Below are 16,249 nucleotides of genomic sequence, written 5' to 3' on the forward strand. Positions count from 1 at the left end.
GGGCGCTTTGGGCGGGGGCCGGGCGCGGGCGAGCCGGGCGCGGGCGAGCGCGCGCCGCGTAGGCGTTTCGTACGGGTGCGCCGCACGACTACGGCTGCTGGGTGAGGCGCGTGGGCCGCGAGCTCCGGGAGGGGTAGCGGGCCGGCCCGTTGAGCCATCCGCGAAGGGGGCAGGGCAGCGGAGCAGCCCGGCCGCTGATGGTCGCTGCGGCGCCGCTGGTGGTCGGAGCGGGATCGTTTGCGATCGCCGAGCCGACGCTCATCGCGGGGGCCGCCTGGGCTTGCCGTGACCTTCCCGGCGTCGCCCGGCGGGCGGCCGGGCAACTCCCCGGCCCTCGGCCATGAGGCGCCCCAGACGCGTGCTCTCACGCGTGCCCCTGCTGGCCGCCCTTGTTGTCCGGAACAGCGCGGCGAGTGGTGCCATCGCCGCAGCGGCCACCGTGGTCACGGGCGATTTTGGGCACACCCGTACGCCGCGGGCGGGTGTGGCGTACGGGTCAACCCCAGGGGGTGGGCGGCCCAGGGCGACAAGCGCACCATAGACCGCCCCGGGCGGGTCGCGCGGAGCTCGACGGAGCGGAGGTGGTCGACTCCGGAGCTGCTCGGACGCGAGGGTCCGCCCTTTCGGGAGCGTGGGGGACGCGGAGGTCCGCGCCACGTTCCACTCCCCGTGGAGACCGGACTCGGGTGAGGGGTCCGGCATGCACAACTGTGCCCGCCCCCGCCCGCCCGCGCCAGGTCTTTTCTATTACGTTTCGGCCGCTTCCCCTCCCCGGTCGAAGAACCTCCGCGACCGCGCGGGGCACGGCCCGAAGTCCGGTGCGGCGGAGAGCGTTTTCCCGCCCCGCTCAGTCGTCCCCGCGCCGCTTCCTCCGTCTCCGCGCCCGCCGGGAGCGGCTGAAGAACCAGCCCGCCGGGGGCTCGTCCGAACGCCAGGGCTGCGGCGAGGGCGGACCACCCTCCGCGCGCCAACGGGCGGCGAGCATCCGCGCCCGCGCCGACGGCTCCGCCGTATCGGCGGCACGAATGAAGTCCATGTCGAGCTCCACGTCGTCCCAGTCCCCGCTCTCGCCCGCCCCCGCCCCGCCTTCCGCTCCCCCGCCACCGACTTGCGCCTCACCGTTCCCGGACTCACCAGCCCGAGGCGGCTCACCGGTCCGAGGCTCACCAGTCCGGTCTTCACCGGTCCGGTTCTCACCGCTCCCGGTTTCACCGCTCGCCGCCGCATCGGGCCCGGCCTCACCAGCCCCGGCTCCCCCGCTTTCGGCGCCCCCTCCGGAGTCAGCGCCCCCTCCGGAGCCGGCGCCCGGCCCCGAGCGGCCACCCGACCCCGTACGCGGGTCAGCGGCCTCCTCCTCCGCGCCGGAACCCGTACCCGCACCCCCGCCGGGCGCCGCCTCGCGGCGGGCCGAGGGGTCGGGCTCTTCCGGGGGTGGGGTGTCATGTCCGGTCATGGGTTCCGCTCCTCACGGTCGGGGAACCGGCGGCGGCTCGTCCGGACGGATTCGGCACGATAAGAAACCGATGCATGCAGTAGGCACGCTTCATGCCGATCCGTCCCTTCCCTTCCAGTGTCGCGCGGTCGGCGTCAGAACGGCGTGAGGCGACGGACGCCCTCGCAGGAAGACGGCACGAGCCATGCCGGACCTCGCGCAAGCCTGGCCGGACCCAGCGCGAGCCACGCCCGGAACCCCGGCACGGAACCCACCGAGGACCCGCCCGGCCACACCTCCGCCCGAGCCCCGCCGGAATCCCCCGCGAGCCCGGCCGAAGCCGAAGCCCCAGCGCGAGGACCAGAGGACCCCGCCGAAGCTTCAGCGCGCGGGCCGGGGACCCACCGACGCCCCGCGCGAGGACCCCGGAACCCCACCGACACCCCGCGCGAGGACCACGCGCCCCTCAGCCGGAGCCCCAGCGCCGGCCCCACCCGGCCGCCACCTCCGCCCGAGCCCCGTCAAAGCCCCAGCGCAAGGCCCCCGGCCCCCCGACGCAGCTCCGCACGACGCCCCCGGAGCCCCACCGCCGGTCCCGCCGAAGCCCCCGTCCCTGATTCCCCAGGCCCCCGAGTCCTCGGGCCCCCGCTCCCCGCTACTCCTCCCCCGCCGCCAGCTTCAGGCTGCGCAGCTTCTGCCCCGCGTACCACGTGGCCAGCACCGTCACCGCGACCAAGAGCACGATGCCCACCGGCAGGCTCACGTCCGAGCTGACCAGGTCTGGTCGTCCCACGACCTTCTCGGCGAGCGCGAGCGCCCACTGCTGCACGCTGAGTGTCCGCGCCCCGGCGACGAAGGAGCCGAAGAGGGCCTCCCAGACCAGCGCGTAGACGAGCCCCGCGATCACGGCATGCCGCGTGATCGTGCCGAGGAGGAGGAAGATGGCCGCATAGGCGATGGAGGCGACGAGCGCGGCGACGGTGTAGGCGACGGCGATGTTCTGTCCATTGCCGTTGAGGATGAAACCGGCGATGAGCGTGGGCACCGCGGCGAAGGCCATGGTCACGGCGATCGCGACGATCAGCTTCGTGAAGATGATCGTCGGCCGCTTCACCGGCTTGGCGAGCAGGTAGAGCACGGAGCCGTCGTCGATCTCCGGGCCGATCGCGCCCGTTCCCGCGATGACCCCGATGATCGGGACCATCGTGGCGAGCGCGAAGCCTCCGAGGACCTCGCCCGCCGTGTTGTCGTCCGCGCCCGCGAGGACACGGGTGAAGACGGCGATGACGAGGAGGAGAACGGGCAGGGCGAAGAGGATGAGCGCGCGGCGACGGCCGAGCAGTGCCCGGTAGGTGAGCCGGGCGACGGTGGGGTGGTACATCGGACTCCTTCCGGCCCGCTAGGCCGCGACGAGGTAGGAGAAGACGGATTCCAGCGACTCGTCGGACGGCGAGACGGTGAGCAGGCGGATGTTGCCCCCGCGGGCGACCTGCGGGAGCAGTGCGGTGAAGCGGGCGAAGTCCACGGCCTGCACGAGCAGCGCGTCCTCCTTGAGGTCGACCTCGATACCGGCGGTCGACGGGTCGGCGATGAGCGCGGCGGCGAGTGCCCGGTCGTCGCTGGAGCGCACGAGGTAGCGGTGCGGGCGGTCGGTCATGAGCCGGCGGATACGGCGGAAGTCGCCGCTCGCCGCGTGCCGCCCCGCCACGATCACCTCGATGTGCGAGGCGAGTTGCTCGACCTCCTCCAGGATGTGCGAGGAGAAGAGCACGGTCCTGCCCTCGTCACCCATGCGCCGGAGCAGGTCCATGAGCTGCATCCGCTGGCGTGGGTCCATCCCGTTGAAGGGCTCGTCGAGCAGCAGCACGGACGGCTCGTGGACGAGCGCCGACGCCATCTTGACGCGCTGGCGCATCCCCTTGCTGTACGTGGAGATCTTGCGGTCCTGCGCGTACTCCATCTCGACCGTGGCGAGTGCCTTCGCGGCGGCCTTGTCGTCGAGCCCGTGCAACTCGGCGTTGGCGACGACGAATTCGCGGCCCGTGAGGAAGTCGTACATGCCCTCGCGCTCGGGGACGAGACCGATCGCCCGGTAGCTCTCCTCGTTGCGCCAGATCGGCGTGCCGTCGAGGGTCACGGTGCCGCCCGAGGGGGCGAGGAAGCCCGCCATCATGTTGATGAGGGTCGATTTCCCCGCTCCGTTGGGCCCGAGCAGCCCGGTGACGCCGGGGCCGACGGTCATCGAGACGTCGTTGACGGCGACCACGTTGCCGAACCAGCGCGAGGTGTGGTCGAGGTGGAGGGTGGTCACAGCACGGCCTTTCGGTAGCGGCGCAGCAGGAGCGAGTAGCAGCCGGCGACGAGGCCGAGCACCAGGAGCAGGAAGACGAGGCCCCGCGCGGCCGAGACGTCCTGCCCGCCCGGCCAGGCCGGGGAAGCGCCGAGGAAGGCGGACTGCACTCCGTCGATGAGCGTGATGGGCGAGAAGAGCCCGAGCCAGGAGACGGCGCTGCCGCTGCTCTGCGTGTAGGCGATGCCCTGGAGGGTGCTCACCGCGCCGTAGCTGATGGTGAAGACGGCGATGACGGCGGCGACACCGAAGCCGCGGCGTGGGGTGACGGCGGAGACGACGAGCCCGATACCGGCGAAGAGGAGCGAGAGGAGCGCCACGGAGACCAGTCCCTGTGCGAAGCCCTTGGTGTGCTCCGCGACATCGAATTTGGCGAGGAGCGCCCCGATGTACATCACCAGCAGCGGGGTGCCGGTGAGGATGAAGAGCGCGGTCGCCGTCGCCGCGAACTTCGCCCGGACGTAGTCCGCGGGCTCCAGGGGGCGGGAGAAGTAGAGGGGCATCGTCCTGAACCGCAGGTCGTGCGAGACGGCCTGGGGCGCCTGGGCGGCGAGGAAGAGGCCGACGACCGCCTGCATGACGATCGCGTACCGCGTGTAGTCGAGCGGCAGGTCCTTGAGCTTCGCCGCGATGGTGACGGCCGCGAGGATGCCCGCGACGAGGACCATGACGCCGAAGAGCAGGGCGGGCAGCACCTTGGACTTCGCCGCGCGGCCCAGGCCGAAGCTGCCGCGCAGGGACTGTACGTAGAGCGCGCGGCGGATGGCGGTGCGGCCCAGGCGCGGGCCGTCGTAGTGGCGGTAGCCGATGTCGTGGATCGTCGAGGACCCGGCGGGGCTTGTCATCGGTTCCGCACCTCCTGCGGGGACGGGCCGGCGGGTGCGGCGGGGGACGGGGACGAGCCGGTGGGCTGCGGCAGTGTGGCGGTGCCGCGCCCGGGCACGGCGGTGGTGGCGGGCGCTTCGGAGCGGAAGACCTCGGCGATGTGGTGGCGGCGCTGTTCCATGCGGACGAGGCCGAGACCGAGGTCGGCGACGGTGTCGCGGACGAGGTCGTACGTCCGCTCGCCCGCGGCCTCCAGGAGGAGGATGTGGCCGGCGCCCGGCAGGCCCTGTTCGGCGGGCCCCTTGTCGAGGGCGACCCCCGCGGCGAGCAGGGCTTCGCGCAGGGCCGCCGTACCGTCCGGGTGTGCGTCGGAGTCGGTGACTTCGACGGCCAGGGTCGTCGTGGTCTGCGTGAAGTCGCTCGTGGAGCTGGAGCGCAGCAGGGTGCCGCCGTCGATCACGACGACGTGGTCGCACGTGCGCTCCAGCTCGCCGAGCAGGTGCGAGGTGACGAGGACGGAGATGCCGAAGTCGGCGTGCACACGGCGGATGAGGCCGAGCATGTCGTCCCTGCCGACCGGGTCGAGGCCGTTGGTCGGCTCGTCGAGGAAGACCAGCTCGGGATCGTGCACGAGGGCCTGCGCGAGCTTGACGCGCTGCTTCATGCCCGTCGAGTAGCCGCCCATGGGGCGGTAGCGCTCCTCGTAGAGGCCGACGTGGCGCAAGGTGTCGGCCGTGCGCTCGCGCGCGGCGGTGGCGGGGAGCCCGGCCATGCGCGCCATGTGGACGACGAACTCGGTCGCCGACACATCGGGTGGCAGGCAGTCGTGCTCCGGCATGTAGCCGACGCGGCGGCGGATCTCGCCGCCCTGACTCGCGACATCGAGTCCGAGCACGGCGGCACGACCCTCGGTGGCCGGGGAGAGGCCGAGGAGGATCTTGATCAGGGTGGATTTGCCGGCTCCGTTGGAGCCGACGAGCCCGGTCACCCCGGGCCCGATCTCCACGGTGAGCCGGTCGAGTGCGGTCACCTTGGGGTACCGCTTGCTCAGGCTTTCGGTCGCGATCACAGTCACGAGAAAGACGCTAGTGGCCCGGACCACACGCGTCGTCAACCTGTGGATTGGTCTTCGGGTCCCTCTCGGGTACTACGGGAACCCTTAGGGGTCACCGCGGCGCGGGGCGGAGGCGACCGCTCCGGCCTGCGGTTTCACCGCTGCGGCACAGGTGCCGGAAGGTTTCCGCAGCTCTCCCGAGGTTTCCCTGGGTAACATCCGGGGCTTGACGCGGACGGCACGGGGTTGCGACGGTCGTCCCCGGAGCCGGACCCGCACGGGTCCGCCGGACGGACCAGGGGGCAGGGTGCCGGAGCGACGAGCGCAAGACGGTACGGGGCGGGACGGCGAGGCGGCGGCCGGTACGGCGGCGACGGGCGACGACGGCGACCGTACGGGCGCCCCCTCAGCGCCCTCAGCGCCTTCCACGCCCTCAGCGCCGGCCGAGGGCCCGCGCGAGAGCTGGGTGGAGACCGGCGGCGTGCGGCTGCGGGTCCTGGAACGCGGGGACGCGGCGCGGCCCACCGTGCTGCTCGTCCACGGCTACCCGGACTCGCAGGAGGTGTGGGAGGAGGTCGCGGAGTTCCTCGCGGACCGCTTCCACGTCGTCACGTACGACGTGCGCGGGCACGGCGGTTCGAGCGCGCCGCTGCCCCTGCGCGGCGGATTCACGCTGCCGAAGCTCACCGACGACTTCCTCGCCGTCGCGCACGCGGTGAGCCCCACGCGGCCCGTGCATCTGGTCGGCCACGACTGGGGCTCGGTGCAGGGCTGGGAGTTCGCCACCGTGGGCCGTACGCAGGGCAGGATCGCCTCGTTCACGTCGATCTCCGGGCCCTCGCTCGACCACCTCGGTCACTGGTACGCGCGGCGCGGCAGGCACCCGAGTCCCGAGGGGCTGCTCCAGCTCGTCGACCAGGGCCTCAAGTCCTGGTACATCGGCGCCCTCCACCTGCCCCGCCTGCCCGAACTCGCCTGGCGGGGGCCGCTCGGCCGGGCCTGGCCGAGCGTGCTGCGCCGCGCCGAGAAGCTCACCTCGACCACGTACCCGACCGCCTCGCTCCCCTCCGACGCCGCGAACGGCGCGTGGCTCTACCGCGACAACATCCTTCCCCGGCTGCGCAGGCCGCGTCCGGACGCCTTCGCCCACGTCCCCGTGCAGCTCGTGATCCCGACGCGCGACGCGTTCCTCTCCCCGTACCTCTACGACAAGGTCGGCGACTGGACCCCGCGCGGGCTGCGCCGCCGCGCCGTTCCGGCCAAGCACTGGCTGCCGCGCTCGCGGCCTGAGCTGCTGGCCGGATGGATCGCCGACTTCGTCGCGGACCGGGAGGAGTTGGGAGAGGGCGAGGACTGAGGTGCGGCAAGGCGGCCAGGTCAAGCCCGGTCTGTGCGCACTGCGTTGATGGCATGTCACGCAACTGCGCGCCACACGCGCATAATTGGGCAATTGCCGCAAATAGCACGCCACTTATCCACAGCTCGGCCAATAAGCCTGTGGATAAGTCGAGTTGCTTGTGGATCAAACCTGTTCAGCCATACGAGTGAGGTAAAAACGCGGTGCGATCTTACTGATCCGATGGTCAGCTGATACGCATGAGAGAAAGCCGCGCCTCGAACGAATCGCCGAGTCCTGCCAGAGTTGGTCACGCGGCCGAGGCCGTGTCCGAGGACGCTCTCGCCGCGCCCCTCGACCGGCGCCTCGTCGCCCTCTCCCGCTTCCTCTCCCGCCACCTGCGCCACGCGCCGGACCGCCTCGGCATCACGCTCGACCAGGCCGGATGGACCGACATCGGCCCCCTCCTGGACGCCGCGGCACGCCACGGACTGCCCGCCACGCGCGCGGACCTCGCACGCGTCGTCGCGGGCAACGACAAGCGCCGCTTCGCCGTGGAAGGCGACCGCATCCGCGCACAGCAGGGCCACTCGGTCCCCGTCGACCTCGGTCTCGTACCGCTCGCGCCGCCGCAGTACCTCTTCCACGGCACCCAGCCCGCCGCGCTCGCCGCGATCCGCACCGAAGGGCTGCGGCCCATGACGCGGCACCACGTGCACCTCACCGCGGACCGCGAGACCGCGCGGCGGGTCGGCGCGCGGCGCGGCAGGCCCGTCCTCCTCACGGTGCGGTCGGGGCAGTTGCACGAGGACGGACCGTCTTCCTGCGCTCGGGCAACGGCGTCTGGCTCACCGCGCACGTACCGCCGCAGTACGTGCATTTCCCCGACACGCGAAAAAACTGAACGGCTGTCAGCCCGCGCCAGGCACCGCCGAAACGGGCCGTAAAGCGCCCGAAGCAGCCGCCCGCACGGGAGAATCGCCGCATGAGCGAGTCGCCAGGAACCCACGCCCCCACACCCGTGTCCGCCGTGCGCACCACGCCGCTCGACGCCTACCTCGGCCGGCTCGCCGCGCGCGAGCCGGCCCCCGGCGGCGGCGCGGCGGCGGCCGTGCACGCGGCGCAGGGCGCGGCGCTCGTCGCGATGGTGGCGCGCTACTCGACGGGCCCGAAGTACGCCGCGCACGCCGAACGCCTCGCCGAGATCACCACCGAGGCCGATGACCTGCGCGAACGCGCGCTGACCCTCGCCGACGAGGACGCCGCCGCCTTCACCGCCGTGACGGACGCCTACCGGCTGCCGAAGAACACGCCCGAGGAGAAGTCCGCCCGCTCCGGCGCCATCGCGGCGGCGCTGCTCGGCGCGGCGACTCCCCCGGCCGCGCTCCTGTCCCTCGCGGAGCGGATCGTCAGCCTCACGGAGGAGCTGCTGCCGGTCGGCAACCCGAACGTCGTCACCGACGTCGCCGCCGCGGCCGAGGCCGCGCGCGCCGCCGCGAGCACCGCGCGCGTCAACGTCGAGATCAACCTCGGCGGCATCAAGGACGCGGAGGCCCGTGAGCGGCTCACCGCGACGCTGGGCCGTACCGATCCCCTCCTCGCCCGCGCCGAAGCGGTCACCGCGGAGGTGCGGGACCGGCTGAGGTCCTGAGCGGGCCGCTTCCCGTACATACCCGACGCCCTCGCCCGCGCCAGCCCCGCGCGTACCCGCACCGCCCCCTCCCGCCCCGTACCGAGGAGCCCCATGAACGCTTCGCTGAACCCGACCGGTACCGAGAGCGGCGAAGCCGCGCGCCCGCTGCCGGGGAAGGCGCTCGCCGCCTCGCTGCGCGACGGGACGCGCGCCGCGGTCGAGGCCGCGCGCAAGGCCGGGAGGGCGCCGAAGCTCGCCGTCGTGACCGCGACCGACGACGAGTCGAGCGCCTGGTACGTACGCTCCCTCGTCTCCGCCGCCGAGAAGTCCGGGCTGCTCCACGAGGTCGTGCACCTCGGTCCGAAGGCGAGCACGGAGGAGGTACGGGACGCACTGCGCCGCCTCGGCGAGGACGCCACCGTGCACGGCGTGATCCTCCAGACCCCGCTGCCTGCGGGCGTCGACGCGCGAGCGCTCGCCGAGGCGGTGCCGACGGCGAAGGACGTCGACGGTGCGAACCCGCTGTCGCTGGGCCGTCTCACCGCCGGCCTCGCGGCCTTCGCCCCCGCGACCGCCGAGGCCGTGATCACACTGCTCGACCACTACGAGGTCCCGCTGCGCGGGGCGCGCACGGTGGTCGTGGGGCGCTCCACGGTCGTCGGCAAACCGCTCGCGCAACTGCTCCTCGCGCGCGACGCGACCGTGACGGTGTGCCACTCGCGCACGCGTGACCTGCCGTCGGTGACCCGCGAGGCGGATGTCCTGATCGCCGCCGCCGGTCAGCCGGGGCTGATCACGGCGGAGCACGTCCGCCCGGGCGCGATCGTCATCGACGTCGGCACCAACCCGACCCCCGACGGCGGCCTCACGGGTGACGTCGACCGTGGCGCGGCGCGCATCGCCGGAGCGCTCAGCCCCGTCCCCGGTGGCGTGGGCCCGGTGACGACGGCGGTGCTGCTGGCGCACGTGGTGCGGGCGGCGCAGGGAGCGGGGATCGGGGAGGGCCTGCGGGGGTGAGGGCGGACGGGGCATTCGGGGATGTTTCACGTGAAACATCGCGGCGGCGGGCGGCCCCGGAGGAGCGTCGGAACGGCTTCCCACGGGGCCTGCGGCCGGACGCCCGACCTGCCTCGTAGAGTCGTCGCATGCGTCTGAGCACTGTGATTCTCCCCGTGAACCGCTGGTCGCAAGGGGGTCGCGCCCAGTGGGTGCGCGCCGAGGAACTCGGCTTTCACGCCGCGTACACCTACGACCACCTCTCCTGGCGCACCTTCCGCGACGGCCCCTGGTTCGGCGCCCTCCCCACCCTGACCGCCGCCGCCACGGCCACCACCCACCTCCGCCTGGGGACCCTCGTCACGTCGGTCAAGGCTTGTTCACCCATCACGGGGTGAGCTGCGGAAATGGAGGATGTCTCAGTCCACGAGGGCGTTCGGGCCTCGCTCGGTGACGGTTTTCCCGGACAGTTGCGATGTCGGCCGACGCCGTTGAGGACATGGCGGTCACGGGCACCGTCGCGGTAGCGGTCCGGGTTGCGACCCTCCCCAGAGGAGATGAGGACTCGTTCTCGCTCGACGCCGACACCACCAGCGAGTAGTCGCGACCCCCTTTGGGAACGATGAGGACGCGGCCCTTCGACCGCGTCCTTGTGCTGTACGCGCTGTTGCGACCCCCGCTGGGGGCGATGAGGATCCGCCTGGCTGGAGTCCCGTTCCGGCATTGACCTCCGGTTGCGACCCCCACTGGAGGCAATGAGGACGGCGGACGCGGATGCTGCTGATGCCGTCCCGCTGGTTGCGACCCCCACTGGGAGCGATGAGGACCCCCTTGAGGCCCTCGTACCACCCGCTTCAGGTCATGTTGCGACTTCCGCTGGGGGCGATGAGGACGCGGCTGCTGCCGTCCGAGGACGCGATGCGCGACATGTTGAGACCGCCGCTGGGGGCGATGAGGACCCGCCTCGGGCCCGCTCCGGCCTTCACGGCCCCGTAGTTGTGACCCCGCTGGGGCGATGAGGACTCGCGCTCGCATGGATCGGCGTCACCCACGCGGTCATGTTGTGACCCCCCGCTGGGGGCGATGAGGACTACGGCGACTCGCGGCTCGATGGCGTGCTCGCGACGTTGTGACCCCCGCTGGGAGCGATGAGGACTGGACGCTGCGCGCGGACCCTGCCGCCTGGCCCATGTTGTGACCCCCGCTGGGGGCGATGAGGACTCCTCGGCGCCCACCCGGCGCACGCGGGCGCCGTCGTGTTGTGACCCCCGCTGGGGGCGATGAGGACCGCCTCCTGGACGCGCTGCACGCGCTCCAGGTCCGGTTGTGACCCCCGCTGGGGGCGATGAGGACAGCGGGTCGCCGTCCCGTGGTCGCCCGTCATGAAGGGTTGTGACCCCCGCTGGGGGCGATGAGGACCCCGGGCGACGACCGCATCGAACGTTCCGGCGCCGGGGTTGTGACCCCCGCTGGGGGCGATGAGGACGCGCTGGATGGGGAGGTCACGGTGGTCGGAGACCTGTTGTGACCCCCGCTGGGGGCGATGAGGACGCGCAAGCCGGTCGTCGTGCTCTACGAGGAGTGCTTCGGGTTGTGACCCCCGCTGGGGGCGATGCGGACTGGGTCAGGCGGAGCGGCAACTCCTTGACGACGAGAGGTTGTGACCCCCGCTGGGGGCGATGAGGACGTGCAGGACCATGCGCAGGTCCATCCGGTTCTTGCCGGTTGTGACCCCCGCTGGGGGCGATGAGGACCTCGCGGGAGAACGGGTGACGGCGGGGGACGGGCGGTTGTGACCCCCGCTGGGGGCGATGAGGACCCGGGAAACCGCAAAGCCCGAGGGGACCCCCTACCTCATGTTGTGACCCCCGCTGGGGGCGATGAGGACACCGGCAGTATCAGCACCTCGCCAGGGACCGAGGCGTTGTGACCCCCGCTGGGGGCGATGAGGACTCGCGTGCAGCGTGCACAGCCAGCGTCGTTTCACTCAGTTGTGACCCCCGCTGGGGGCGATGAGGACCACGCGACCCGCTCGGCCACCACCACCCGCACCAGCTGTTGTGACCCCCGCTGGGGGCGATGAGGACGTTAGCAGGGAGTGTGGACAGGGTCGCTCGAACCCGGAGTTGTGACCCCCGCTGGGGGCGATGAGGACCCACGGTAAAGCCGCAGGCAGACCGATGTCCGTCATGGTCTGTCGGGGCCGATTTTTCAGCGGACCGGCGGTTGTGCTGCCGAGTCCGGCGTGGCGCTGAAATTCCCCTGCGGGGAGAGCCGCGTCGGCCTTCAGAGGACTTCGCCTGCCTGGTAGGTGCGCCGCGTGTCGTGGTTGATCGACACGAGGCCGAGTTCGGGGTCGTAGTCGGCGTTGAGGATGTGGACGCCAAGGCGCTTGTCGAAGCGGGCAGCCGAGGCGGCCCATTGCGGGAGAGGGACAAGGTAACGATCGGCTTGGAGACGGCCGGTGCTGCGCGTATCGGCAGTCGTCAGCAGCTTCTCGTATTCCGCGAGGTCCTCCTGGAGCACGGCTTCGATGCCGTCGAACTGGCGGTCGAAGGCTTCGGCGAGGCCGGTGCGGTCCTCGAAGGGCTGGGTGAAGGTCAGGAACGCGTTGTGGAACACCTCGCGGGCGGCCTGGGTAGCGGCACACCAGCGGTCGCCCCAGTCGGAGGTGTAGATCTCGTCGAGCCAGGCGGTGACCTGCTGTTCGTCGATGGTCTGGCCGTCATGGCGGGTGAGGATGTTCCAGGCGAGGCGGGTGGGGTCGGCCTCGTAGACGCCGTCGGCCCATTCGGCGGTCCCGGTGCCTCGACGGGGGCCGTAGGCAGAGGCGTGGACGATGACTGGTGCTGGGGGGCGGGCGGCAAGGCGGTTGACGCGGCCGAACCGTTGGAGGAGTGCTTCGAGGTCGGCAGCTGAGGTGTGACAGAGGTCGAGGTCGAGGTCGAGCGAGACCTCCAGGGCCTGCGTGCCGACCAGGAGGCCGGGGAGACGCTGGGCGTGGCCTGCGGCGAACCGCTGCCGCAGGGACGTCTCGATGGTGTCGCGGTCCATCCGGCGGAAGCGGGAGTGGAGGAGGTATGCGGAGCCTTCACCGTGCAGGCCGACGCAATGAGGCGCGAGAGTCTCGTAGAGGGTGATGGCGTCGCGGACGTTGTTGGCGACGACCAAGACGGATTGCCCGGCGTCGAGTGCCGTACGGATCTCGGCGAGGGCGGCCTCGCTGGTGAGGTGGTCGTCGCGCAGGTGGAGGCGGTGCCGGGCGGGCGCCGTCGTAACAGGTGGGGGCTCGACGAGGGTGGTCTGTCCGTCGAGGGTTTCGGTGACGAGTTCGGCGAGGCGGGTGGGCAGGGTGGCGGACATGACGGCGATACGGCCGCCGGTCTCGTGCCAGAAGCGCATCGCGGCCAGGATCATGCCGAGTCGGCGGGCGTCGTAGGCGTGAAGCTCGTCGAGGACGAAGACGGAGTTGACGCTGTCGGTGAGGATGCCGGAGTGGACGGGGCCGGCGAGCGCGCCGCGCAGGAGCTGGTACGGCGTACCGACGCGGAAAAGCTCGCGGAAGTTGCGGGTCGCCTGGGCGCGGGAATGGGCCTTGACGGCAGCATCGGCTGTTTCCGCGTCGTCGTCGCGCAGGGCCGGTTCGCCGAGGCCGTCGTCCGTGGGACAGCCGTCCTTCAGGGCTTGCGCGAGGTGGTACGAAGCGGCCTTCGAGTGGGCGACGCCGATGCGGTCGCGGGCGTCGAGTTCCTTCTCCAGACGTTCGGTCATGGCGTTGATGCTGGCGAGGTACGGCAGGACGTAGAAGACGCGCGGAACACAGCTGTGCAGGGTGCCGAGTTCGGTGATCTGGCGCCGGGCCCACAACAGGACGGCTTCGGTCTTGCCGCTCCCGGTCCAGGAGCGCAGCAGGAGGTGGCCACTCGTATCTGCGGCCTCGGCCTGCTGGGGCCGCAAGGCGTGACCGCCGACGGCGAGGCGTTCGGCCAGCGCCTCGGGATAGCCGGAGGTGAGCGGGTGATGCGTGTCGAGCGGCGAGTGGGCGGACGAAAGGTGGTCGGCCATGGTGACAGCACCGAGGAGCAGGGTGGCCGTGCGGCCGACGAGTTGCGCATCGACGGCGGGGAGAACGGGGCGTTCCCAGCGGTCCATCAGGCGCGAGAAGACGTCGAACGCGGCATCCGTGAGGTCCCGGACGCTGATCTCGGGAAGGTCGGGGAGGACGGGCAGATCGAGGCGGCGGGCGGTGCCACGCAACCAACGGAGCAGCCGAAGGAGCTGCTCGGGGTCGATCCGGGAGAACCGTTCGTGGAAGTCGTCGGCGGTGTCGTCGGACAACTGGGCGAGGAGTACCCGGGGAGCGTTCACGCCCGTGTAAGGGCGGTGGTGGCCGGCCACGACGGCAGCAATCCACAGGCGGTCGTCGTCGGGCAGGTGCGACAAAAGGTGTTCGACGAAGCCGAGGGACAGAATCTCGTGCCGCTCGCCCCAAGAGACGGCCTCGTCCGACGTGTTACCGACCATGCGCTGGAAGCCGTAGGGGATCTTGCCGGTGTCGTGGAGGAGCGCGGCGAGAGCGACCCAGGTCCAGAAATCGGTGGGCGTGCCGGGGATGGTGCCGATCCTGGCCTGGATCCGTTGTGCGGCGCGCGCGGTGAGGCCCAGGTGGGTGGTCAGGAGCTCGCCGGGGCGTCCGCGAACGGTGGCGCTCTTCGCGCGAAGTGGTGGGGTGCTGGTCACGGGGTGTCCCCCCTGTTTGTTCGATGATCAGGCGGCGGTCGCCAGTTGGTCGGGGTGAGTGGAGGGCAGCAGGACGACGGCCTGGCCCTCGGCGGTGGTCAGCACGTCGGCGAGAGGGGCCTGTGATCCCTCGCGGTGGTAGCGGTAGCCGTCCCAGCGGGTGCGGTCACGCTGGTGGGCGATGGCGGTGGTCAGGCGCATCCGGGTGCCGGTGGCGCCGGGCTGGGTGTCCGGGATGATCGCGTATCCCTGCCGCCCGGTCCCCGGAGCGAGCTCGACGCGAGCGGTGCGGACGGCGACGAGGTCCTGGCTGCGGCCCAGGCGCAGCGGCCAGGCTGGGCGGCGCAGCGCTCGCTCCCAGTGGTCGATGGCAGCGGACCTCTCACCGGAGGGGGTGGCGTGCGGCTCGTCGGGCTGGTCCGTGAGCCAGATGGTGAGGGTGACGAGGGCGAGGAAGTCGCGGTCCTTGATCGTCGTGTTGGTCTCGATACCAGGCGCGGCAAGGGGGTGGTAGGTCTCCAAGTCCACCCCGTTGCCTGCGGCGTGGAAGGCCATGGCGAACCGTGTGCTGGCAGGGACGCGGTCCCAGCCGCCGGCTGCTGCGGCGAGGAGACCACCGGCGGTCGAGGGCGGTGGGCAGGGCAGGCCGATCTGAAGACCGGCGTAGAGGGGGTTGCGGAAGCTGACGACGGGTGCGGTGACGGTGACTTCGAGGGCTTCGGGCATGGAGGCGCTTCCCTCACAGGGTGATCGGGCGGCGGGGTGTCCCCTTCGAGGGGCGATCAAGCGGCACAGCGCTCGGGACTACGTGGCAGGTCAGGCGACGGGCTCGTCGTCGAACCAGGCGTCGTGGTCACCGTTCTCGATCTCGGCGGCGAGGGTGCCGAGAACGGTGCGCGGGTGATCGATGAGGACCACGCCCTCCTCGATCAGCTCGGCGAGGTCCTTGCGGGCCTTGTCGCGCTGACCGCCGAGGAACCCGGGAGCCCAGCCGATGCGGACCGTTCCGTCGAGTTTGTCCTGCCAAGCCCGGATTTCCTCGATGAGGACATCCGCGTCGAAGAAGGTGGCGCGCTCACGGTTGCGCACCACCCGCGTGAAGGGGTTGGTGCCGCCCTTCACCGGCGCCAGGATGACCAGGCCGGGGGTTCGGTCGCCGTAGTGCGCGGAGTGCTTCGCCCCACCTCGTACCGTGGCCATGGTGCGCAGCAGGACCGCCACCCGGCGGCGGCGCTCGGCGAGCGGCAGACGCACGCACTCCACGCCTCGGAGGACGACCTCCGTCCCCCCAGACTCCACGACAGCTGCGGCCGTCGACGGGGGCAGCGCGGACTTGGTGGTCCTCCCGCCGATCTCGAAGCTCCCGACGCGGGGCAGGTCCAGCAGGAGATCGCCGGCGAGGTCCGCGCTGTACATCTCGTGCTCGTGGATGACGGGATTGGTGCCGGGCCCGAAGTCGCGGCTCATCGTCCCGAAGTCCATCACCGGAGCGTTGGGGACGACGGCGACCAAGGTGCCCGTGGCGAGGACGGTGTCGCGCATGAATGTCTTCGACTCCCCCTTCTTCGCACCCGCCTCGTCGGCCTTCACCGCGATCATGTAGCCGAAGAGGTCGTCGTCCAGGTACAGGTCGGGGCGGCCCTTGGTGTACGCCTGCTGCTTCTTGCCCTGACCACTGCGGGTGACGGGCGAGGTCGCCTCTCCGGCGGGCAGGCTCTCGCGCAGCCACCGGCGGCTCGCCTGCGCCGAGACGTACGGGTAGACGTCGCTGCCGGCCCGGAACTGCTTGACCATGCCGCGGTTGTCCTCACCACGGCCGTTGTTGGGAGCACCGGCCTTGACGGCCAGCACGCTCTGTCCCGAAAGGAACGTCATCGTCGATC

The 16,249-nt window shown here is 71.7% G+C and carries 11 protein-coding genes, 2 pseudogenes and 1 CRISPR repeat array; of the genes and pseudogenes, 5 read left to right on the forward strand and 8 right to left on the reverse strand.

Translation table 11 applies throughout. From position 1 onward, the window contains the following. Positions 1-847 precede the first annotated feature (847 nt). From G3I42_RS24695 to G3I42_RS24715, 5 genes are all read right to left on the reverse strand, one after another. Positions 848-1,048, reverse strand: coding sequence for a hypothetical protein (locus tag G3I42_RS24695; RefSeq protein WP_164289410.1), 201 nt, complete (start codon positions 1,046-1,048; stop codon positions 848-850). Between the two features lie 1,039 nt (positions 1,049-2,087). Next, entirely contained in the window at positions 2,088-2,813 is a 726-nt protein-coding gene (locus tag G3I42_RS24700) for an ABC transporter permease subunit (protein WP_164289413.1), read from the reverse strand. A gap of 18 nt (positions 2,814-2,831) precedes the next feature. Then, on the reverse strand, positions 2,832-3,743 hold the full coding sequence (locus tag G3I42_RS24705; protein ID WP_164289415.1) for an ABC transporter ATP-binding protein: 912 nt from the start codon (positions 3,741-3,743) through the stop codon (positions 2,832-2,834). Beyond that, entirely contained in the window at positions 3,740-4,627 is an 888-nt protein-coding gene (locus G3I42_RS24710; protein ID WP_164289417.1) for an ABC transporter permease, read from the reverse strand. The genes G3I42_RS24705 and G3I42_RS24710 overlap by 4 nt, the downstream gene beginning before the upstream one ends. Next, complete coding sequence (locus G3I42_RS24715; RefSeq protein WP_164289465.1) at positions 4,624-5,676, reverse strand: ABC transporter ATP-binding protein; 1,053 nt, start codon at positions 5,674-5,676, stop codon at positions 4,624-4,626. The genes G3I42_RS24710 and G3I42_RS24715 overlap by 4 nt, the downstream gene beginning before the upstream one ends. Positions 5,677-6,127: 451 nt before the next feature. Between G3I42_RS24715 and G3I42_RS24720 the strand changes: the two are divergent. From G3I42_RS24720 to G3I42_RS24740, 5 genes and pseudogenes are all read left to right on the forward strand, one after another. Further along, positions 6,128-6,982 (forward strand): annotated as a pseudogene (locus G3I42_RS24720) (alpha/beta fold hydrolase); the annotation flags it as partial. Between the two features lie 341 nt (positions 6,983-7,323). Beyond that, a pseudogene (locus G3I42_RS24725) lies at positions 7,324-7,901 on the forward strand (RNA 2'-phosphotransferase). 117 nt (positions 7,902-8,018) lie between these two features. After that, positions 8,019-8,648, forward strand: coding sequence for a cyclodeaminase/cyclohydrolase family protein (locus G3I42_RS24730; RefSeq protein ID WP_164289466.1), 630 nt, complete (start codon positions 8,019-8,021; stop codon positions 8,646-8,648). A gap of 93 nt (positions 8,649-8,741) precedes the next feature. After that, entirely contained in the window at positions 8,742-9,647 is a 906-nt protein-coding gene (locus G3I42_RS24735) for a bifunctional 5,10-methylenetetrahydrofolate dehydrogenase/5,10-methenyltetrahydrofolate cyclohydrolase (protein WP_203607283.1), read from the forward strand. A gap of 128 nt (positions 9,648-9,775) precedes the next feature. Next, positions 9,776-10,024, forward strand: a complete 249-nt coding sequence (locus tag G3I42_RS24740; protein WP_164289421.1) for an LLM class flavin-dependent oxidoreductase — start codon at positions 9,776-9,778, stop codon at positions 10,022-10,024. Positions 10,025-10,166: 142 nt separating this feature from the next. After that, positions 10,167-11,781: direct repeats of the CRISPR family, unit length 30 nt; unit sequence GTTGTGACCCCCGCTGGGGGCGATGAGGAC. Between the two features lie 131 nt (positions 11,782-11,912). Here G3I42_RS24740 and cas3 read toward each other — a convergent pair. The 3 genes from cas3 to cas7i all read right to left on the reverse strand — a co-directional run bounded on the left by cas3 (position 11,913) and on the right by cas7i (position 16,241). Continuing rightward, positions 11,913-14,366, reverse strand: coding sequence for a CRISPR-associated helicase Cas3' (gene cas3 / locus G3I42_RS24745; protein ID WP_164289423.1), 2,454 nt, complete (start codon positions 14,364-14,366; stop codon positions 11,913-11,915). A gap of 27 nt (positions 14,367-14,393) precedes the next feature. Further along, on the reverse strand, positions 14,394-15,092 hold the full coding sequence (cas5, locus tag G3I42_RS24750; RefSeq protein ID WP_164289425.1) for a CRISPR-associated protein Cas5: 699 nt from the start codon (positions 15,090-15,092) through the stop codon (positions 14,394-14,396). A 90-nt stretch (positions 15,093-15,182) separates the two neighbouring features. Beyond that, positions 15,183-16,241, reverse strand: a complete 1,059-nt coding sequence (cas7i, locus tag G3I42_RS24755; protein ID WP_164289427.1) for a type I-B CRISPR-associated protein Cas7/Cst2/DevR — start codon at positions 16,239-16,241, stop codon at positions 15,183-15,185. Between the last annotated feature and the right edge of the window lie 8 nt (positions 16,242-16,249).

The sequence above is a fragment of the Streptomyces sp. SID11385 genome, from assembly GCF_010548245.1.
GTDB lineage: Bacteria > Actinomycetota > Actinomycetes > Streptomycetales > Streptomycetaceae > Streptomyces.

Coding starts and splice junctions, on each gene's coding strand:
- cas7i (WP_164289427.1), bottom strand. CDS start 16,241: ATGACGTTCCTTTCGGGACAGAGCGTGCTGGCCGTCAAGGCCGGTGCT.
- cas5 (WP_164289425.1), bottom strand. CDS start 15,092: ATGCCCGAAGCCCTCGAAGTCACCGTCACCGCACCCGTCGTCAGCTTC.
- G3I42_RS24700 (WP_164289413.1), bottom strand. CDS start 2,813: ATGTACCACCCCACCGTCGCCCGGCTCACCTACCGGGCACTGCTCGGC.
- G3I42_RS24710 (WP_164289417.1), bottom strand. CDS start 4,627: ATGACAAGCCCCGCCGGGTCCTCGACGATCCACGACATCGGCTACCGC.
- G3I42_RS24740 (WP_164289421.1), top strand. CDS start 9,776: ATGCGTCTGAGCACTGTGATTCTCCCCGTGAACCGCTGGTCGCAAGGG.
- G3I42_RS24735 (WP_203607283.1), top strand. CDS start 8,742: ATGAACGCTTCGCTGAACCCGACCGGTACCGAGAGCGGCGAAGCCGCG.